This is a genomic window from Streptomyces sp. NPDC008092, from assembly GCF_042957285.1.
Classification (GTDB): Bacteria; Actinomycetota; Actinomycetes; order Streptomycetales; family Streptomycetaceae; genus Streptomyces.
Genome location: NZ_JBIBHY010000003.1, coordinates 561,158 through 577,001 on the forward strand (window position 1 = coordinate 561,158; position 15,844 = coordinate 577,001).

13 protein-coding genes and 1 pseudogene are annotated in these 15,844 nt (G+C 72.0%); 7 read left to right on the forward strand and 7 right to left on the reverse strand.

The window, feature by feature from the left end; all coding sequences use genetic code 11:
* Window positions 1-836: 836 nt before the first annotated feature.
* Complete coding sequence (locus ACFZB3_RS11815) at window positions 837-3,116, reverse strand: FUSC family protein (RefSeq protein ID WP_391373360.1); 2,280 nt, start codon at window positions 3,114-3,116, stop codon at window positions 837-839.
* Between the two features lie 32 nt (window positions 3,117-3,148).
* Window positions 3,149-3,409: pseudogene (locus tag ACFZB3_RS11820) on the reverse strand (formate dehydrogenase); the annotation flags it as partial.
* Between the two features lie 446 nt (window positions 3,410-3,855).
* Between ACFZB3_RS11820 and ACFZB3_RS11825 the strand changes: the two are divergent.
* Window positions 3,856-4,518 (forward strand): sigma-70 family RNA polymerase sigma factor, encoded by a 663-nt coding sequence (locus ACFZB3_RS11825; RefSeq protein WP_391374046.1) that lies wholly within the window; start codon window positions 3,856-3,858, stop codon window positions 4,516-4,518.
* Window positions 4,518-5,579 carry a hypothetical protein gene (locus tag ACFZB3_RS11830; protein ID WP_391373363.1) on the forward strand — a complete coding sequence of 354 codons (1,062 nt, stop codon included), beginning with the start codon at window positions 4,518-4,520 and terminating at the stop codon, window positions 5,577-5,579. The genes ACFZB3_RS11825 and ACFZB3_RS11830 overlap by 1 nt, the downstream gene beginning before the upstream one ends.
* 225 nt (window positions 5,580-5,804) lie before the next feature.
* On the opposite strand, the gene ACFZB3_RS11835 is transcribed toward ACFZB3_RS11830, so the two are convergent.
* Window positions 5,805-6,671 carry a L,D-transpeptidase family protein gene (locus ACFZB3_RS11835; protein WP_391373366.1) on the reverse strand — a complete coding sequence of 289 codons (867 nt, stop codon included), beginning with the start codon at window positions 6,669-6,671 and terminating at the stop codon, window positions 5,805-5,807.
* Between the two features lie 107 nt (window positions 6,672-6,778).
* Here ACFZB3_RS11835 and ACFZB3_RS11840 point away from each other — a divergent pair, with 107 nt between their 5' ends.
* Both ACFZB3_RS11840 and leuE read left to right on the forward strand, forming a co-directional pair.
* A complete protein-coding gene (locus ACFZB3_RS11840; protein ID WP_391373369.1) occupies window positions 6,779-8,359 on the forward strand; it encodes a methylmalonyl-CoA mutase family protein in 1,581 nt (526 codons plus the stop codon).
* A gap of 105 nt (window positions 8,360-8,464) precedes the next feature.
* Entirely contained in the window at window positions 8,465-9,118 is a 654-nt protein-coding gene (leuE, locus tag ACFZB3_RS11845; RefSeq protein ID WP_391373372.1) for a leucine efflux protein LeuE, read from the forward strand.
* A 28-nt stretch (window positions 9,119-9,146) separates the two neighbouring features.
* On the opposite strand, the gene ACFZB3_RS11850 is transcribed toward leuE, so the two are convergent.
* Window positions 9,147-9,668, reverse strand: coding sequence for a helix-turn-helix transcriptional regulator (locus tag ACFZB3_RS11850; RefSeq protein ID WP_391373375.1), 522 nt, complete (start codon window positions 9,666-9,668; stop codon window positions 9,147-9,149).
* Between the two features lie 180 nt (window positions 9,669-9,848).
* Between ACFZB3_RS11850 and ACFZB3_RS11855 the strand changes: the two genes are divergently transcribed.
* On the forward strand, window positions 9,849-10,400 hold the full coding sequence (locus ACFZB3_RS11855; RefSeq protein ID WP_391373378.1) for a hypothetical protein: 552 nt from the start codon (window positions 9,849-9,851) through the stop codon (window positions 10,398-10,400).
* A gap of 60 nt (window positions 10,401-10,460) precedes the next feature.
* Complete coding sequence (locus tag ACFZB3_RS11860) at window positions 10,461-11,243, forward strand: TMEM175 family protein (protein ID WP_391373381.1); 783 nt, start codon at window positions 10,461-10,463, stop codon at window positions 11,241-11,243.
* Here the strand turns inward: ACFZB3_RS11860 and ACFZB3_RS11865 are convergent.
* Window positions 11,240-12,616, reverse strand: coding sequence for an FAD-dependent monooxygenase (locus ACFZB3_RS11865; protein WP_391373384.1), 1,377 nt, complete (start codon window positions 12,614-12,616; stop codon window positions 11,240-11,242). The two genes, ACFZB3_RS11860 and ACFZB3_RS11865, sit on opposite strands and share 4 nt — an antisense overlap.
* A 71-nt stretch (window positions 12,617-12,687) precedes the next feature.
* On the opposite strand from ACFZB3_RS11865, the gene ACFZB3_RS11870 reads away from it, so the two are divergent.
* Entirely contained in the window at window positions 12,688-13,338 is a 651-nt protein-coding gene (locus ACFZB3_RS11870) for a TetR/AcrR family transcriptional regulator C-terminal domain-containing protein (RefSeq protein WP_391373387.1), read from the forward strand.
* Window positions 13,339-13,547: 209 nt separating this feature from the next.
* Here ACFZB3_RS11870 and ACFZB3_RS11875 read toward each other — a convergent pair whose 3' ends face one another.
* Window positions 13,548-14,456, reverse strand: coding sequence for a class I SAM-dependent methyltransferase (locus ACFZB3_RS11875; protein ID WP_391373390.1), 909 nt, complete (start codon window positions 14,454-14,456; stop codon window positions 13,548-13,550).
* A gap of 185 nt (window positions 14,457-14,641) precedes the next feature.
* Window positions 14,642-15,760, reverse strand: coding sequence for an acyltransferase family protein (locus ACFZB3_RS11880; RefSeq protein ID WP_391373393.1), 1,119 nt, complete (start codon window positions 15,758-15,760; stop codon window positions 14,642-14,644).
* Window positions 15,761-15,844 lie beyond the last annotated feature (84 nt).

Below are 15,844 nucleotides of genomic sequence, written 5' to 3' on the forward strand. Positions count from 1 at the left end.
CTCCTGACGCCGTTTTTGCGACAGCGCCGTCGATCCGGAATCACCGCGCCGCCTCATGGTCCACTACCGCCACACAGGTACCACCGGCCCTGTCCTGCCGGGCACCACCGGGGAGGGCCCGGCGGCGGAACCGCACGGGCAGCGGGGCATCGCCACCGCGGCCTGCGGCGCGGTGGCCGGCCGGGGAACTGCCCGTGCACGTCCGGGTCGCCGACGCCGTAGCGGCCGAGCGACTGGTGAAGGCGGGCTGGTGAGGGCGCGAACCGCCTGGCGCGGCGTCAGCCGACCGATCCCGGAGCCGTTCCGTGCGGTCGACCGGATGCTCCTGAAGTACTGTCGGCGGCACCTCGGGCCGATCGCCTCCTCCGAGTGCCGGCCGCCCCTGCCCCGGGTGCCGGACGCACCCGCCGCCCGGCTGGACGGCCTCGCGGCCGGGCCGTCGGCGACCCGGCACACGCCGAATTCGGCGGAACCGCTTCCCGCATTCGGGTCGAGCGAAATGAACGGCGCCGGACCCGGACCATCGGTTGCACCACGGAAGAAGTATCCCTAATATGCCGGCCGTGAACGCTCGCAGGATTGTTTTCGAGCATCACCTGTGCGCAACCTGAACTCCTGCGGCGCATTGCCGGAAACCGACTCCGGAAGAACTTTCGCCTTCCGCCGCGGGAGCGTACGGGGCCGGCCGGGACCGAGACGGCCGAGGACGGCCCCCGCGGCTCCTGACCGCCGGCGCCCGACGCCCGTCCGCCGGCGCTGCCGGAGGCGATCCGGCACGGCAACGACCGTTGCGCGACAGTGTGTTCGGCGCTGGACAGGACTCCGCCGATCGCCGGTCACTCGTCTGCGGTACTCGCCGCTGCCGCCAGGCTCGGCAGCAACGTGCGGGCAGCCTCCAGGTACTTGCTCGTCCAGACGATGAGCACGACGTGGGCACGGGTGTCTCCCGACCCGAGCAGATCCCGGTACACCGACTCGACAAGGCGGAGGTCCTCGGGCGGGTCACCGCTCGCGACGGTGGGGGAGCGCCGTTCGATACCCGTTGCCAGAACGCGGTACGACGCGCTGACGCCCTCCGCGGCGCGGACCAGTTCCAGCCGCGCCGGGTCGCTGCCGGCGTCCGGCCGGGTCTCGCCCGCCCGCTGCCAGAGGTGCTGCAGCGCGTCGGCCATGAGCCGGAGCCTGGCGACACCGGTCACCAGCGTGGTCATGGCCGCCAGCGACACCGGCTTGGCGCCCCGCTCGGCGAGATAGGTGCGGAAGGAGTCGTCGAGCCGGCGCGCCGCGGCCGCGGCCCGCCACTCCTCCTCCGCGGGGGAGCGGCCGTCCTTCTCCGCCTCGGCAGGCAGGCCGAGGTGATGCTCCACCACGCTCCGGAGGTGCGCCGCGCAGTCGGTGTACGCCTCGGCCAGGGCCCGGTTCACGGCAGCCGTCGCGCCGCGCGGCCACAGGCACAGCGAAACCACCAGGCTCACCGCGCAGCCGAGTACGACGTCCTGGAGCCGCAGAAGCGCGATGTGCCAGTCCGGGTTCTGGCCGATGCTGAACACCACCACGAGTGCGACCGTGAACGCCGCCTGCCCGGCCGCGAAGGAGATCACCGTCGGGGCCACGCCCATGGCCAGGACGGCGACCGGGAGCACGAACCACAACACGGTGCCGTGATGTCCGAGCAGTTGCAGAAGCGCGGCCCCCACGACCGACCCCACCACCGTCCCGGCGACCGCGCGCAGCGCGTTCTGGCCGGTGTTCAGGGCGTTCGAGCGCAACGCCGACAGGGTGCCGAGCAGAATCCAGAACGCGTGCTGAAGATTGGTGATGTCCGCCAGGGTGACGGCGATGCCGAGGCCGACCGCGGCGCGCAGACTGTTGCGCACCCACACCGACGTCACGGTCAGATGTGCCCCCAGGCGTGCCCGCGCGGAGGACACGGATCCGCCCAGCGCGTCCGGTTCCCGCCCGAGCAGCCGCTCGAACCAGCCACGCCGCTCGGCCGCCGCGGCCACCTGCACGTTGTGGGCGACCTGCAGGGCCGCGAAACCGAGTTCCTTGGCACGGAAGGCGGCGTCCAACGTGGTGAGGACCGCGCGCTCCTCCATCTCGGCACCGTCGGTCCTCACGTGGTGCGGCGGCTGTGCTGCCGGCCCTTCGATCAACGTGTCCATGGCGGCACGCAGAAGACGGGTGCCTTCCTGCACCGGCTCCGGGGCGCCGAGTGGATTCCCGAGCAACGCGGCCGACCGGTCGAGGAGATCGGCCACCGCGCGCAGCACCGCGCAGGCCTCCGTCCGGCGGTCCGATGACGGCTCGTGGGCGGGCGGCCCGTCGGCCGCGACGGCGCCGAGCCAGATGAGCTCGTCCACCAGGCGCACCAGAGCGCGCGAACCCGTCGACAGGCCTGTCGGCCGATACGGCGTACTGTCGAACGCGCGACGCAGATCCCGCACAGCCGCACCCGCCTGCTCGGCGTTGTGCGTCAGTGCTGTGGCGCTTGCCGCTTCGGCATCGTCCATCGGCGGTGCGGCCTCGTCGCGCAGCCGGACAGCGGTGCTCCTGCACACACGGATCGCGGGCGTGCTGAGCGGATCGGTCGAAGCACGTGGCCACAGCAGCCAGATCGCGAGCATCGAGCCGCAGGAGGCGAGCCCCACGCCGGCGAGCCGGGCGATCAGCTGGGAGTAGGGCACCGGCGAGGTCACGGGGATGACGAAAGCGAGCAGCAGAGCCGTCGAGGAACTCGCGATCACCGAGCTGACCACACCGGACAGCAGAATGAGGAACGCGACCACCACGGTCGCCGCCACCCCCAGCCAGGTGACGCCGGCCGCGAAGGTGCCGAGGGTCACCAGAGCGGCCCAGGCGACCGCCAGTCCGACGTGCAGGCGCAGCCGTTGGGCCATGGGCCCGGTGAACTCGACGAAGAGCAGCATGGAGAAGCAGCCGAACGCCGCGTAGTAGGCCATCGCCGGCGAGTGGAACACCTGCATGCTCACGGCGAACAGGGCCGATGCGACGACGGAGGCGCGGCAGGCGCGCCGCGTGGCGGCGAGCCCGGGGTCGCGCGAGCGCAACCAGGCCGACACCGAAAGGCCCCGGCCGCGGACGTGATGACGCATGCGTTCAGGTGCCTCCTTTCAGTCGACGTCGCTCATGCGTCTCCCGCTGTCTCTTCCGCGGCGGCAGACGCACGGTCGATGGTCACCTTGATGTGCTTCATGAGAGGTCGGTCGCTCCGCGGGCTGTAGTCGCCCACGGCGCACAATACGTTCATTTCGGGCAGGCGACCGGCCGCGCGGCTGCGTGGGATGTCGTACGGAACGGCCAGATAGCCACGGAGACAGCGGCGCGAACCGCCCTTGGCGATGCTGGTGACGTCCACCGGACCGAATGTCGGCACTCCTCGGTCCCGCTCTCGGTAAGCACCCGTCGTCCGCTGAGGCGGCGATGGCGGCACCGCGGGCCGACGGGGTCCCCGGACCGGGCAGGCGCAGGGCCCTGCCAGGAACGATCCGGATGCCCGGGGAGGGTTCTGTGGCGGTCTCCGTGAACGCGCCTGCCGGTCACACGTCGGCCGGGGTGAACCACGGAGACGGCCGGGGCCGCCACCCCCCACAGGAGAGGCCCCGGCCGTCGCGCGGCACGGGCCGCGCGGCGGCCCGTACTCTGTTCAGCGCCAAGAGTGCGTTTTCTGTCACACCCCGGGGCGTCACGAGTTAGTTGCACTTTGTACGGACGTGGACGGCGAGCGGTTTCAGGTCGTAACGTGCCTTTCGCGTCGAGCGCGAATGCATGATCACTGCAACGATCGGCGGCTGCGTCGCAGCCGCGACCGACCACTTACTGAGGAACACACGGGTGCTGGGGGACGACGCGGAGTTGACCGCCGCGGTACGTGCTGCACAGGACGGGGACGAGACCGCGTTCCGCATCGTCTATCGCGCGGTGCAGCCCCGCCTGCTCGGATACGTCCGCACGCTGGTCGGCGATCCGGACGCCGAGGACGTCGCCTCCGAGGCCTGGCTGCAGATCGCCCGCGACCTCGACCGGTTCAGCGGCGACGCGGACCGGTTCCGCGGCTGGGCCGCCCGGATCGCCCGCAACCGCGCCCTCGACCACATACGGATGCGCGGCCGCCGCCCCGCGATCGGCGGCGACGAGACGGAGCTGGCCGGCCGGGCCGCCGAATCGGACACGGCCGGCGAGGCCATCGAGGCGCTGACCACCGACCGCACCCTCTCCCTCATCGCCCGGCTGCCGCAGGACCAGGCCGAGGCGGTGGTCCTCAGGGTCGTCATGGGCCTCGACGCCAAGACCGCCGCCGAGACCCTCGGCAAGCGCGCCGGCGCGGTACGGACCGCGGCCCACCGGGGATTGAAGAAACTCGCGGAACTGCTCGGTGCCGACCCCGGGGCGGCAGGCGTCCTCGACGCGCTCCCGCCCCAGCGAGAACCGGATGATCGTGCGGTGACGTCCGCGAGTGTGACGCATACGCGTTCGCGGACGCAGAAGGACATGTGATGGCCGACGAGCAGTACAAGTGGCTGAACCGGGTGACGGCGGACCGTCTGCTGCGCGGTGAGTCGCTCGAAGCTGTCGACGCCTCCGCCCGTGACCAGGCAGAACGCCTCGCAGGCACGCTCGGCGCGCTCTCCGCGCGGGCCACGCCGGCCGCCGCCGAGCTTCCCGGTGAGGAAGCCGCGCTGGCTGCCTTCCGCAAAGCGCGCGAAGCGGCGGAGGACGCACGGACCGCCGCGGCCGCCCGGCCCGGCCGGGCCGGGCGGGCCTCCGACGCGGGCCTCATCCGGATCGGCGCCGGCTCCCGGCCGTCCCGGCTCCCGGGCTGGGCCCGCCCCGCACGGCTCGGCCTCGCCGCCGCGCTGACCGCCGGCATGCTCGGCGGGGTCGCGGTGGCCGCAGGAACCGGAGTGCTGCCGACGCCGTTCGACGACAACCACCCCGGACCGGTCGTCTCCGTCTCGGCCGCGGGCACCCCGGCACGCCCCGACGGCTCGTCCTCGCCCGAGTCGCTGCTCGGCGGCGAGACGGGCACACCCTCCTCGGCCGCCACGCCGGGCGGTTCCGGAAAGCCCTCGCCCGACCCGTCCGGCAGGACGAAGAAGCGGGACACCGGCTCGCTCGGCATCCCGGTCGGCGGGTGGAGCGGCGCGCTGACGTCGTGCCGCGCGATCCAGAACGGCAAGTCCCTGGGCACCGACCGCAGGCGCGCCCTGGAGGGCCTGGCGGGCGGCGCCGGCCGGGTGGACAAGTTCTGCAGGGCCGTCCTCGGCACCGGGCTGAACGGCAAGGACGACGTCTCCCGCGACGGCAGGGGCGGCGACGACGGCCAGAGCGGCCAGAACGACGGCCAGGGCGGCCAGGGCGACAACAACGGCCCCGGCGGCGACGACGAGGGCCGGCCGGGCGGAGTCTTCGGCGGCGGCAAGGGCGGCGGCAAGGACGGAGGCAAGGGCAACGACCACCACCAGGACGGTGCGGCCACCCCCGCCCCGACCGCCCTCGCGCCCCTGCTGCCGAACCAGCCCCACACCTCGCCGGCCCCCACATACAGCGCACTTTGACCTTTACGCACCGCTGTGACCTGCGTTTTCGCAAGCCCCTGAACTTTTTTCCCGCAGGGTGTGACGTTTTCGGCGGCGGCGGCGCAGTACTGAGTGAGCCGACTGGTCATCGGCCGTCGCACAGAGCCGGGGTTCCCCCCGTACCCGTGGCTCGTGCATCGGCGCGGGCGGGACACGTTCCCCCGGTCCCGCCCGCGCCCCGAACGTCCTTCGTACGTCACCCGCTCACCAGGAGACGACGACCTTGTCGCCGCTGCGCACCTGCGCGAACAGATCCGCGACCGCCGCCTCGTCCCGCACGTTGACGCACCCGTGCGAGCCGCCCGCGTAGCCCCGGGCCGCGAAGTCGTAGGAGTAGTGCACCGCCTGGCCGCCGCTGAAGAACATCGCGTACGGCATCGAGGAGTGGTAGAGCGTCGACACGTGGTGGCGTGACTTCCAGTAGACGTGGAACACGCCCTCGCGGGTGGGGGTGTACTGAGCCCCGAACCGCACCGACATCTTCGACACCGTGCGCCCGTCGATCATCCAGCGCAGTGTCCGGCTGGTCTTGCTGATGCACAGCACCCGTCCGGTCAGGCACCGCGGATCGGGTGCTGCGGCCGGCTGACCGCCCATCAGGTACAGCTCCCACTTGCCCGGCCGGTGCGTCATCCGGACCAGCCGCCGCCAGGTCACGGCGTCGGTCTCGCCCGTCTGCGGCAGTCCGCGCTTGCCCTGGAAGCCCCTGACGGCCTGGGCGGTGAGGTCGTCGTAGGTCCCCGTCGGCCCGTCGAACAGCCAGGCGACCTGGCGCAGCCGGGCCTGGAGCCCGCGGACGCCGGTGCCGGTGTCGCCGCGGGTGAAGACGATGTGCGGCGGGTCCGTCTCGACGGCGGACGGCGCGGGGGCGGGCGCGGTGGAAGCGGGATCGGGATCGGGAGCGGTGGAGGCGGGTGCGGAAGTGGTGCCGGCGGGTGCCGGGCTGTGCGGGAGGTCGATGTGGACGGGCGAGTGCCCCTTGGCGTCCCCGCCGCCCGCCGGCTGCACCGTGCACCCGCACAGCACGGCCAGTACGGCGGCCAGGACCCCCGAGTACCCCGAGACCTTCATGCCGAGGATGCTTCCCCGCGTGACCGCCGCCGAACAAGAGGGCATCGTGGGAACCAACAGACGTACCGGCATATCGGTATATCGGCGTACTGCGGAGGTCACCCGTCATGGCCCGTGAGTCGGAGTCCGGACTGCCCGTCGAGCCGGTCTACGGCCCGGGCGACCTGGCGGGCTGGGACCCGGCCGGGAAACTCGGCGACCCGGGGTCGTACCCCTACACCCGGGGCGTCTACCCGACGATGTACACCGGCCGTCCCTGGACCATGCGCCAGTACGCCGGGTTCGGTACGGCCGCGGAGTCCAACGCCCGCTACCGGCAGCTCATCGCGCACGGCACCACCGGTCTCTCCGTCGCCTTCGACCTGCCCACCCAGATGGGCCACGACTCCGACGCGCCCCTCGCGCACGGCGAGGTCGGCAAGGTGGGCGTGGCGATCGACTCGGTCGACGACATGCGGGTGCTCTTCGGCGGGATCCCCCTGGACCGGGTGTCGACGTCGATGACGATCAACGCCCCGGCGGCCGTGCTGTTGCTGCTGTACCAGCTGGTGGCGGAGGAACAGGGCGTACCGGCGGCCGCCCTGACCGGCACGGTCCAGAACGACGTCCTGAAGGAGTACATCGCGCGGGGCACGTACATCTTCCCGCCCAAGCCGTCGCTGCGGCTGACCGCGGACATCTTCGGGTACTGCCGGAGGGAGATCCCGCGCTGGAACACGATCTCGATCTCCGGCTACCACATGGCCGAGGCCGGGGCGTCGCCCGCGCAGGAGATCGCCTTCACCCTGGCGGACGGGGTCGAGTACGTGCGCACGGCGGTCGCGGCCGGCATGGACGTCGACGACTTCGCCCCGCGCCTGTCCTTCTTCTTCGTGGCGCGTACGACGCTGCTGGAGGAGGTCGCCAAGTTCCGTGCGGCGCGCCGGATCTGGGCGCGGCTGATGCGGGAGGAGTTCGGCGCGCGGAACCCCCGGTCGCTGATGCTCCGCTTCCACACCCAGACGGCCGGCGTCCAGCTGACGGCCCAGCAGCCGGAGGTGAACCTGGTGCGGGTGGCGGTCCAGGCCCTGGGCGCGGTCCTCGGCGGTACCCAGTCGCTGCACACCAACTCCTTCGACGAGGCGATCGCGCTCCCGACCGACAGGAGCGCGCGCCTGGCCCTGCGCACCCAGCAGGTGCTGGCGTACGAGACCGACGTGACGGCGACGGTGGACCCCTTCGCGGGTTCGTACGCCGTGGAGCGGATGACGGACGACGTCGAGGAGGCGGCCGTCGGTCTGATGCGGAGGGTCGAGGACCTCGGCGGCGCGGTGGCGGCGATCGAGCAGGGTTTCCAGAAGGGCGAGATCGAGCGGAACGCCTACCGCATCGCGCAGGAGACCGACGCGGGGGAGCGGGTGGTGGTCGGGGTCAACCGCTTCCGGCTGGACGAGGAGGAACCGTACGAGCCGCTGCGTGTCGACCCGGCCATCGAGGCCCGGCAGGCGGAGCGCCTCGCCCGGTTGCGCGCCGACCGCGACCGGGCGGCCGTCGCCGCGGGCCTCACCGCCCTGAAGAAGGCCGCCGGGGGCGACGAGAACGTCCTTCCCCCGATGAAGGAGGCGCTGCGGGCGCGGGCCACGGTGGGGGAGGTGTGCAACGCGCTGCGGGAGGTGTGGGGGGTGTACGTCCCGGCGGACGTGTTCTGACGGCGCTTCCCGGCGGTGCGTCCTGGAGGCGCCTTCCGGCGAACGGCACCGGGAGCGTCGGCGGCACCGAAAGCGTTGTCGGACCCGCGTGCGAGACTACTTCTCATGTTCGGCGTCATCGATCTCCCCACCTATCTGGCAGGACTCGTCCTGATCGTCCTGCTGCCCGGCCCCAACTCCCTCTACGTGCTGTCCGTCGCCGCCCGCCAGGGTGTCCGGGCCGGTTACACCGCCGCCGCGGGCGTGTGGTGCGGGGACACGGTGCTGATGACGCTGTCGGCGGCGGGGGTGGCCTCGCTGCTCAAGGCCAACGCCGTGCTGTTCGGGATCGTGAAGTACGCGGGCGCCGCCTACCTCACCTGGCTGGCGATAGGGATGCTGCGCGCGGCCTGGACGATGTGGCGGTCGCGGAAGCAGCAGCCGGCACAGCAGGCGCCACCGGCCGCCGCCCCGGCGCAGGAGCGCCCGTACCGCCGGGCCCTGGTGATCAGCCTCTTCAACCCGAAGGCGATCCTGTTCTTCATCGCCTTCTTCGTGCAGTTCGTCGACCCGGGGTACGCCTACCCGGCGCTGTCCTTCGTGGTCCTCGGCACCTTCGCCCAGCTGGCCAGCTTCCTCTACCTCAGCGCCCTGATATTCAGCGGCACCAGGCTGGCCGACGCGTTCCGCCGCCGCAAGCGGATGTCGGCGACGGCCACTTCGGCGGCGGGGGTGCTGTTCCTCGGGTTCGCGGTGAAGCTGACGCTGGCCAGCGCCTGAGCCACCGGGTGCGGCCCGGCCGCCGGGGTCACAGGTGTTCGGTGAGCCGTTCGGCGGCCCAGTCGGCCCACTCCGCGGAGGTCGTCGAGCCGCGCAGGCCGTATTCGAGGATCAGCCAGCCGCAGATCTGCACCGGGTCGCCGACCCATTCGACGTTGTCCCGCACGGCTTCCAGCGCGGCGAGGCGATCGCGGTTGACCCGGGCGAAGTTCTCCAGGTAATCGACGCCCTCCTCGCGGCTGAGCGTCCACAGGAAGAAGACCCGCAGCAGGGCGGCGCTGCGGAAGGCGAAGTCGGTGCCGGGTTCGGTGAGCCAGCCGCGCAGTTCCGCGCGCCCGGCGTCGGTGATGCCGTACTCGCGGCGCTGGCGCGCGCCGGTCCCGGTGACCTCGATGAGTCCCTTCTCGCTGAGCTTCGCCAACTCGCCGTAGACCTGGCTCTTCTGGGCGGGCCACACCGCGGACAGGCCCGCGTCGAACCGCTTGAGCAGGTCGTATCCACTGGCGGGCTGCTCGGCCAGGAGGCCGAGGAGTGCGTGGGGCAAGCTCATGACCTCACCCTACCTTTCCGGAATTCACCCGTCACGGCTGGACAGAGCAAGATCGACCGGCCATTCTTGGACCGTCCAACATTGGACTCTCGATGGGTCCGAGGCCTGTTCGAGGCCTGTCCGGGGCCTGTCCGGGGCCTGTCCGAAGGCTGTTCGAAGGTTGTCCGAAGGAGACACCCGGTGAACTACGTCCGCGGTTTCGCGCCCTGGCTGTGCTACGCGGCCCTGAGCCCGGTCGACTGGCGACTGGGCACGGGCGCCGCCGCCCTGGTCGCGCTGTACCTGCTGGCCCGCCAGCTCCGCGCCCGCACGGTCGACCTTCTGGGGGCCGCCACCTGCGGGTTCTTCGTGGTCATGGCCGGGATCGCGCTGGCCGACCCGGGGAGCGCGCTGCAGCACTGGATCTGCGCCCTGGCCAACACCACCCTGGCGGCCACGGCCCTGGCCTCGCTGGCCGCCCGCCGCCCGTTCACCCTGGCCTTCGCCCGGGCCGAGGTGCCGCGGGAGTTCTGGGACTCCCCCCGGTTCATCAGGTTCAACATGGTGCTCACCGCCATCTGGGCGGCCGGGTTCACCCTCGGCGCGCTCGCCTGTGCCGCCGTCGTCGACTACGACCACTCCGCGACCGTGCCGCTCGTCACCGCCCAGGTCCTGGCGTTCGTCCTCCCCTTCACCGTCGGCGGCCGGTACGCCGCCCGGGCCAGGTCCCGCGCCGCGCAGGCCCTGGCCTGACGTCCACGGCTCCGCACACTCCCGCACCACGCACCGCTCTACACGAGGAAGCAGTCGAACATGCCCGACACCCGCGCGCAGCACACCGCCGGGCCCCAGCACCGGACCGAGAACACCGGGGAGGACCCCGGCCCCGGGGGCCGGCCGGCCAGTCCGGAGCGGCTGATCTACTTCTCGGACGCGGTGGTCGCCATCGCCATCACCCTGCTCGCCCTGGAACTGCCGGTCCCCACCGGGGAGGTGCACGGCAACTCCGGTGTCCTGCACTTCCTGCGCGAGCACCTCGCGGAGTACACCGCGTTCCTCGTCAGCTTCTGGGCCATCGCCATTCACTGGATGATCCACCAGCGGATGTTCCGGTACGCGACCGGGCTCTCCGGCGGTGCCATCCGGTGGAACCTGCTGTGGCTGCTCGCGATCGTCGTCACGCCGTTCACCACGAAGCTGCTGACCAGCGAGGCCGACGCCTACCAGGTCCAGTTCATCGTCTACGCCGCCACCCAGGTCCTGACCTGCCTGTTCTTCCGGCTGGCCATCGCCGACCTGCGCAGGTCGGGGCTGCTGAGCACCTATGACGCGGAGGCCGTGTCCAGCACGCTGAGCTGGCTCACCGCGATGATGCTGGCCTTCCTGATCTCCATACCGGTCGCCCTGGTCACCCACTGGGCGTCGGTGTGCTGGGCCCTGCTCCCCGTGATCCGAATCGGCCTGCGTAACCTTCGGCGCCCCGAAGGGCGCTGGGGGTACCCCCGGCCGAAGGCTGGGGGAGGAACTGCGCGACCGGCCACGACGGCGCCGCAGCCGTCGGACGACCCGAATCCGCAGTTCCAGCAGGGCGCTTAGGCGCCGGTACGCGCCGCGTACGCCCCCAGCCCCTCGGCCGTGTCGCCCGCCCAGCCCACGTAGCCGTCCGGGCGGACCAGGAACACCCCCGGGCCGTAGGACTCCGGGGCCGGCAGGCTGCGGAGTCCGGCCACCGGTTCCGGGGCCAGCAAGGTCCAGTGCGGCCCCCGGAACGAGTCGAACATCCGCACCCCGTCCGCGTTCCGCCCGTCGGGCGCGCGGTCGCCCGCCCGCACCGGTCCCGGGTGCGCCCGGGTCTCCTCGGTCAGCGAGGACTCCCGGTAGCCGATGCCCAGCTGGACCGTGGCCTCGCCCCGGCGGACCTCGCCGTGGTGGACGCTCGTCGAGAGGCCCAGCATGGCGGCGGCGTTCGCCCGGCGCTCCTCCTCGTAGGTGTCGAGGAGCGCGTCCGGGGCCCGGCCCGCGAGCACCGCGGCCAGCTTCCAGCCCAGGTTGTAGGCGTCCTGGACGCTGGTGTTCAGGCCCTGGCCGCCGGCCGGCGAGTGGACATGGGCCGCGTCGCCGGCCAGGAAGACCCGGCCCGCCCGGAACCGGTCGGCCAGCGCGGCGCGCGGGCGGAAGTCGGAGGCCCAGCGCACCTCGGTGATGTCCGCCGCGTCGAGGTGGCTGTACGTCGTCACCAGCCGGCGCAGGCCGTCCAGGGACAGGTCGGTCTCCGTGCCCTCGGGCAGCCGGGCGCCCAGCTGGAAGTCGTCGGTGCCGGCCAGCGGGCACAGCGCCACACCGCAGCCGTCGTCGCCGACGAAGGTGTGCCAGTGCTCGCGGTCCAGGCCCCGCAGGCGCAGGTCGGCCACCAGGAACGGGCTCGGGTCGACCGACTCGCCGGTCATGCCGACGCCCACCGCACGCCGTACCGCCGAGCGCCCGCCGTCCGCCGCCACGGCATACCGCGCACGAGCCGTCGTACCGTCGGCGAAGCGGGCGGTCACTCCCTCCGCGTCCTGCTCCAGGCCGGTCAGCCCGCGCCCGAACGCGACCCCGCCGCCCAGCTCCCGCAGCCTCGCGTACAGCACCTCCTGGGTGCGCCACTGCGCGACCATCAGCGGTTCGGTGTACGGCGCGCCCTCGTCCGCCGCCACCGCGTCGAACATCGGCTTCGTGCCGAGGGGCTCGCCGTTCTTCCAGAGCAGCTGGGGCGGGTAGGGGCCGCCGGCCGCGCGCATCGCGTCGAGCACGCCGAGGTCGTCGTACACCTCCTGGGTCCGGGGCTGGATCCCCTTGCCGCGCGAGCCCGGGAACAGCTTCTCGCCCGCCTCCACGACCAGGGCGTCCACCCCGCGCCGGGCGAGGTCGATGCCGAGGGCGAGCCCGGTGGGTCCGGCGCCGACGACCAGTACATCCCGCATATCCATCACATTTCTCCTTAACGCTGTTAAGTGCCGTCGACGGCAAGGCTGCCCTTAACGCTGTTAAGCTGTCAAGCGTGAGTACGGAACGACGCGCCCCCCTCGACCGCCGCCGGGTCGCCGACACGGCCCTGCGCCTGCTGAACGAGGCCGGTCTGGAGGGGCTGACCCTGCGGGCCATCGCCAGGGAGCTGGACGTCAAGGCCCCGGCCCTGTACTGGCACTTCAAGGACAAGCAGGCGCTGCTCGACGAGATGGCGACGGAGATGTACCGCCGCATGGTCGCGGTCACCCGCCTCGATCCCGCCGGCACCTGGCAGGACGGGCTGCGCACGGTGAGCGGGGGGCTGCGCACGGCCCTGCTCGGCTACCGCGACGGCGCGAAGGTCTACAGCGGCTCACGCTTCACGGGCATCGACCACGCCCCGGAGCAGGAGGCCTACCTGCACGTCATGACGGAGGCCGGCTTCACCCTCGCCCAGGCGGCCCAGGCGGGCACGACGACGAACGCCTACACCATCGGCTTCGTCATCGAGGAACAGGGCGTGGAACCCCTCCCGGGAGAGCGCCGGGAGGGCTACGACATCGACGAACGAGCCCGCGTCCTGGCCGACTTCCCCCTGTCGGCAGCGGCGGGCCGCGAACTCTTCACCGACTACGACCGCCAGTTCGACGAGGGCCTGGAACTGGTCATCACCGGAATCGCCGCCCGCTACAAGGTCGCCTGAAGGGGGGGAGACTGCAGCGCCCCGTAAGGGGCGCGGGGCTGTATCGAATATGCGGCTCCGCCGCGTGGGCGCGACCGGCCGCACGCCCGCACATGCTCTCCCGCCCGCTGCAGCGCCCCGTAAGGGGCGCGGGGAACTGCGCGACCAGCCCCCACGCACCCGCACCCGCCGGACAACCCCCACGCCCCCCATGGCCCCCCGCCCCGCGGCTACCGCATAGCCCGCCGCAAAGCCCGCGTCAGTACCGGCGGCAGCAGATCCACCGCAACCCTCCGCACCCGGCTCCGCCGCCGAGGCGCCGACGTCGGTGCCACCGGCGCCGCAGGCGCGGACGTCGGCTCGGGCGCCTCCGGCGCAGTCGCGTACCGCGACAGCGGGAACTCCGGCTCCCGCATCCCCTTCGACTTCAGCCGTATGATCCGGTGCCCCGCCGCCTCCTGCATGCTCAGGTGGCAGTCGGCCCGCCCCCGCGCCATCTCGACCAGCTCCTCCTGTACCGCCTTGGGGTCGCCCCACGTGCCGTACAGCTTCTGGGTGCTGATGCATATGGGGTGCAGGTCCCCGTTGAGCACCGCCTCCCACGTGGCGACGGAGACGCCGGGCGTGTGCTCGGAGCGGAAGTCGTCGAGGACCACGATCCCGTCGGGCAGCAGCAGTTCGCGCGCGGCCGCTATGTCGCCGTGCACATGCTCGTACAGGTGCGACGCGTCGACGTGCACGAACCGGCAGGAGCGCGGCGCGACCTCGGCGGGCACCACCGAGCTGGGCCCCTGGAGCACCCGGGGCAGCTCGTCGTGGAAGGCGAGGTAGTTCTCCTCGAAGAGGCGCCGGGTCAGCCTGCCGTAGGACTTCGTCGACTCCGCGCGGTTCGCGTCGTCGGGCGCGTCGCCCTCGAAGAGGTCGCAGACCGTGAACGACTCGCCCGGCCGCAGGTGCCGGCCGGTGAAGATCGCGCTCTTGCCCATGTAGACCCCGATTTCGAGGAGGTCGCCCAGTGCCGGGGAGGTCTCCTGGCGGCTCAGGAACCAGTCGAAGAGCATCTGGTCGAGCACGGGGAACCAGCCCGGGACGTCGTCGAGACGGTGCGGCGGGCGGGTCGTTTCCTGGATGGTGGCCATACGGAAGGTGCACTCCCTCGATACGCGGTACGCGGTACGCAGTGCGGCAGTCTGTGGGAAACCTGCGGACCGCCTGTGCACGGCAGGGCTCCACGGTGCCTGCCCGCCCTACGCCTCCGAAAGCAACCGAGAGGTGAACGACGGACCAATTTTCCAAAGTGAACAGGAGGTGAACCAAAAGCGAATCAGGACGCCTTCGCCGTCAGGGCCCGTTTCAGTCTCGGCCCGAACGGTGTCTCCACGAACCGGTGGATCAGCCAGGCCAGCCCGAGCATCCCGGACAGCGTGATCAGCAGCGTCGGCCACGGCGGGATTCCCCACCCCCGGTGCAGCACCCGGATCACGAACCATCCGATGTGTTCGTGGACCAGGTAGAACGGGTAGGTCAGCGCCCCGGCCGTGGTCAGCCAGGGCCAGGCCGCCCAGCGCGTCCGGCCGGCCGCCACCGCCGCGACCACGGCGAACGCCAGGGTGACGACGAGCATCACGACGTACGGGTCGCGCGCGGTGCCCGGGCGCCACAGCCCCTCGGTGGCCGTGCGCAGCCCGAGGATCCAGGAGAGCGTCACGATGCCCCAGGGCAGCAGCCCGCCGCCGAAGCGGTGCACGAGGTAGAGGGCCAGACCGCCGGTGAAGTACGGGGCGTACTGGGGCATCACGAGCAGCTGGGCCCATGATCCGTCGCCGGCCGCGGTGGACAGCACGGCGGCCAGGGTCCACACCGAGCAGAACAGCACCACCCTGCGGTAGGTGACGCCCGGCAGGACGACGGCCAGCGCGAACAGGGCGTAGAAGCGGACCTCGACCCAGAGCGTCCAGCAGACGCCGAGCACGCGCGGTACGCCCATGGGCTGTTGGAGCATCGTCAGGTTGACCAGGAACTCGTCGGGCCGTACCGCGCGGACGACCGCGGGCAGGACCAGGGACGCCGCGGTGACCAGCACCAGGGCGACCCAGTAGGCGGGGTAGAGGCGGGCGGCGCGGGAGCGGAAGAAGTCGCCGAGGGAGCGACCCCAGCTGCTCATGCAGATCACGAAGCCGCTGATGACGAAGAAGAGCTCGACGCCGAGGCAGCCGTAGACGGCCGCCCGGGACAGGGTCGGGAAGACGTGCTCGGGGTTCTGGTGCCAGGACGCGGAGACGACTCCGCCGCGTCCCGCGTAGTGGTAGAGGCAGACCATCAGGGCGGCGGCGAGCCGCAGTCCGTCGAGGGCGAGCAGTCGGGTGCGGGGGTGTCCGGGTGGGGCCGGGACGGCCGGGATCTTCGCAGGCGAGGGCGCCAGTGTGGGGGTCGCGAGTGACATGGTCCGAGACGCCTACCCGAGTCCGGACCGCTAATCATCCGATCTGTTCGCGGAGTCCCCGGGATGTGGGAAGTCCCATACCGT

Excerpts from the sequence above, each read along its gene's own strand:
- ACFZB3_RS11815 (WP_391373360.1), bottom strand. The coding sequence starts at position 3,116 with ATGCGTCATCACGTCCGCGGCCGGGGCCTTTCGGTGTCGGCCTGGTTG.
- ACFZB3_RS11830 (WP_391373363.1), top strand. The coding sequence starts at position 4,518 with ATGGCCGACGAGCAGTACAAGTGGCTGAACCGGGTGACGGCGGACCGT.
- ACFZB3_RS11835 (WP_391373366.1), bottom strand. The coding sequence starts at position 6,671 with ATGAAGGTCTCGGGGTACTCGGGGGTCCTGGCCGCCGTACTGGCCGTG.
- ACFZB3_RS11840 (WP_391373369.1), top strand. The coding sequence starts at position 6,779 with ATGGCCCGTGAGTCGGAGTCCGGACTGCCCGTCGAGCCGGTCTACGGC.
- leuE (WP_391373372.1), top strand. The coding sequence starts at position 8,465 with ATGTTCGGCGTCATCGATCTCCCCACCTATCTGGCAGGACTCGTCCTG.
- ACFZB3_RS11850 (WP_391373375.1), bottom strand. The coding sequence starts at position 9,668 with ATGAGCTTGCCCCACGCACTCCTCGGCCTCCTGGCCGAGCAGCCCGCC.
- ACFZB3_RS11860 (WP_391373381.1), top strand. The coding sequence starts at position 10,461 with ATGCCCGACACCCGCGCGCAGCACACCGCCGGGCCCCAGCACCGGACC.
- ACFZB3_RS11865 (WP_391373384.1), bottom strand. The coding sequence starts at position 12,616 with ATGGATATGCGGGATGTACTGGTCGTCGGCGCCGGACCCACCGGGCTC.
- ACFZB3_RS11875 (WP_391373390.1), bottom strand. The coding sequence starts at position 14,456 with ATGGCCACCATCCAGGAAACGACCCGCCCGCCGCACCGTCTCGACGAC.
- ACFZB3_RS11880 (WP_391373393.1), bottom strand. The coding sequence starts at position 15,760 with ATGTCACTCGCGACCCCCACACTGGCGCCCTCGCCTGCGAAGATCCCG.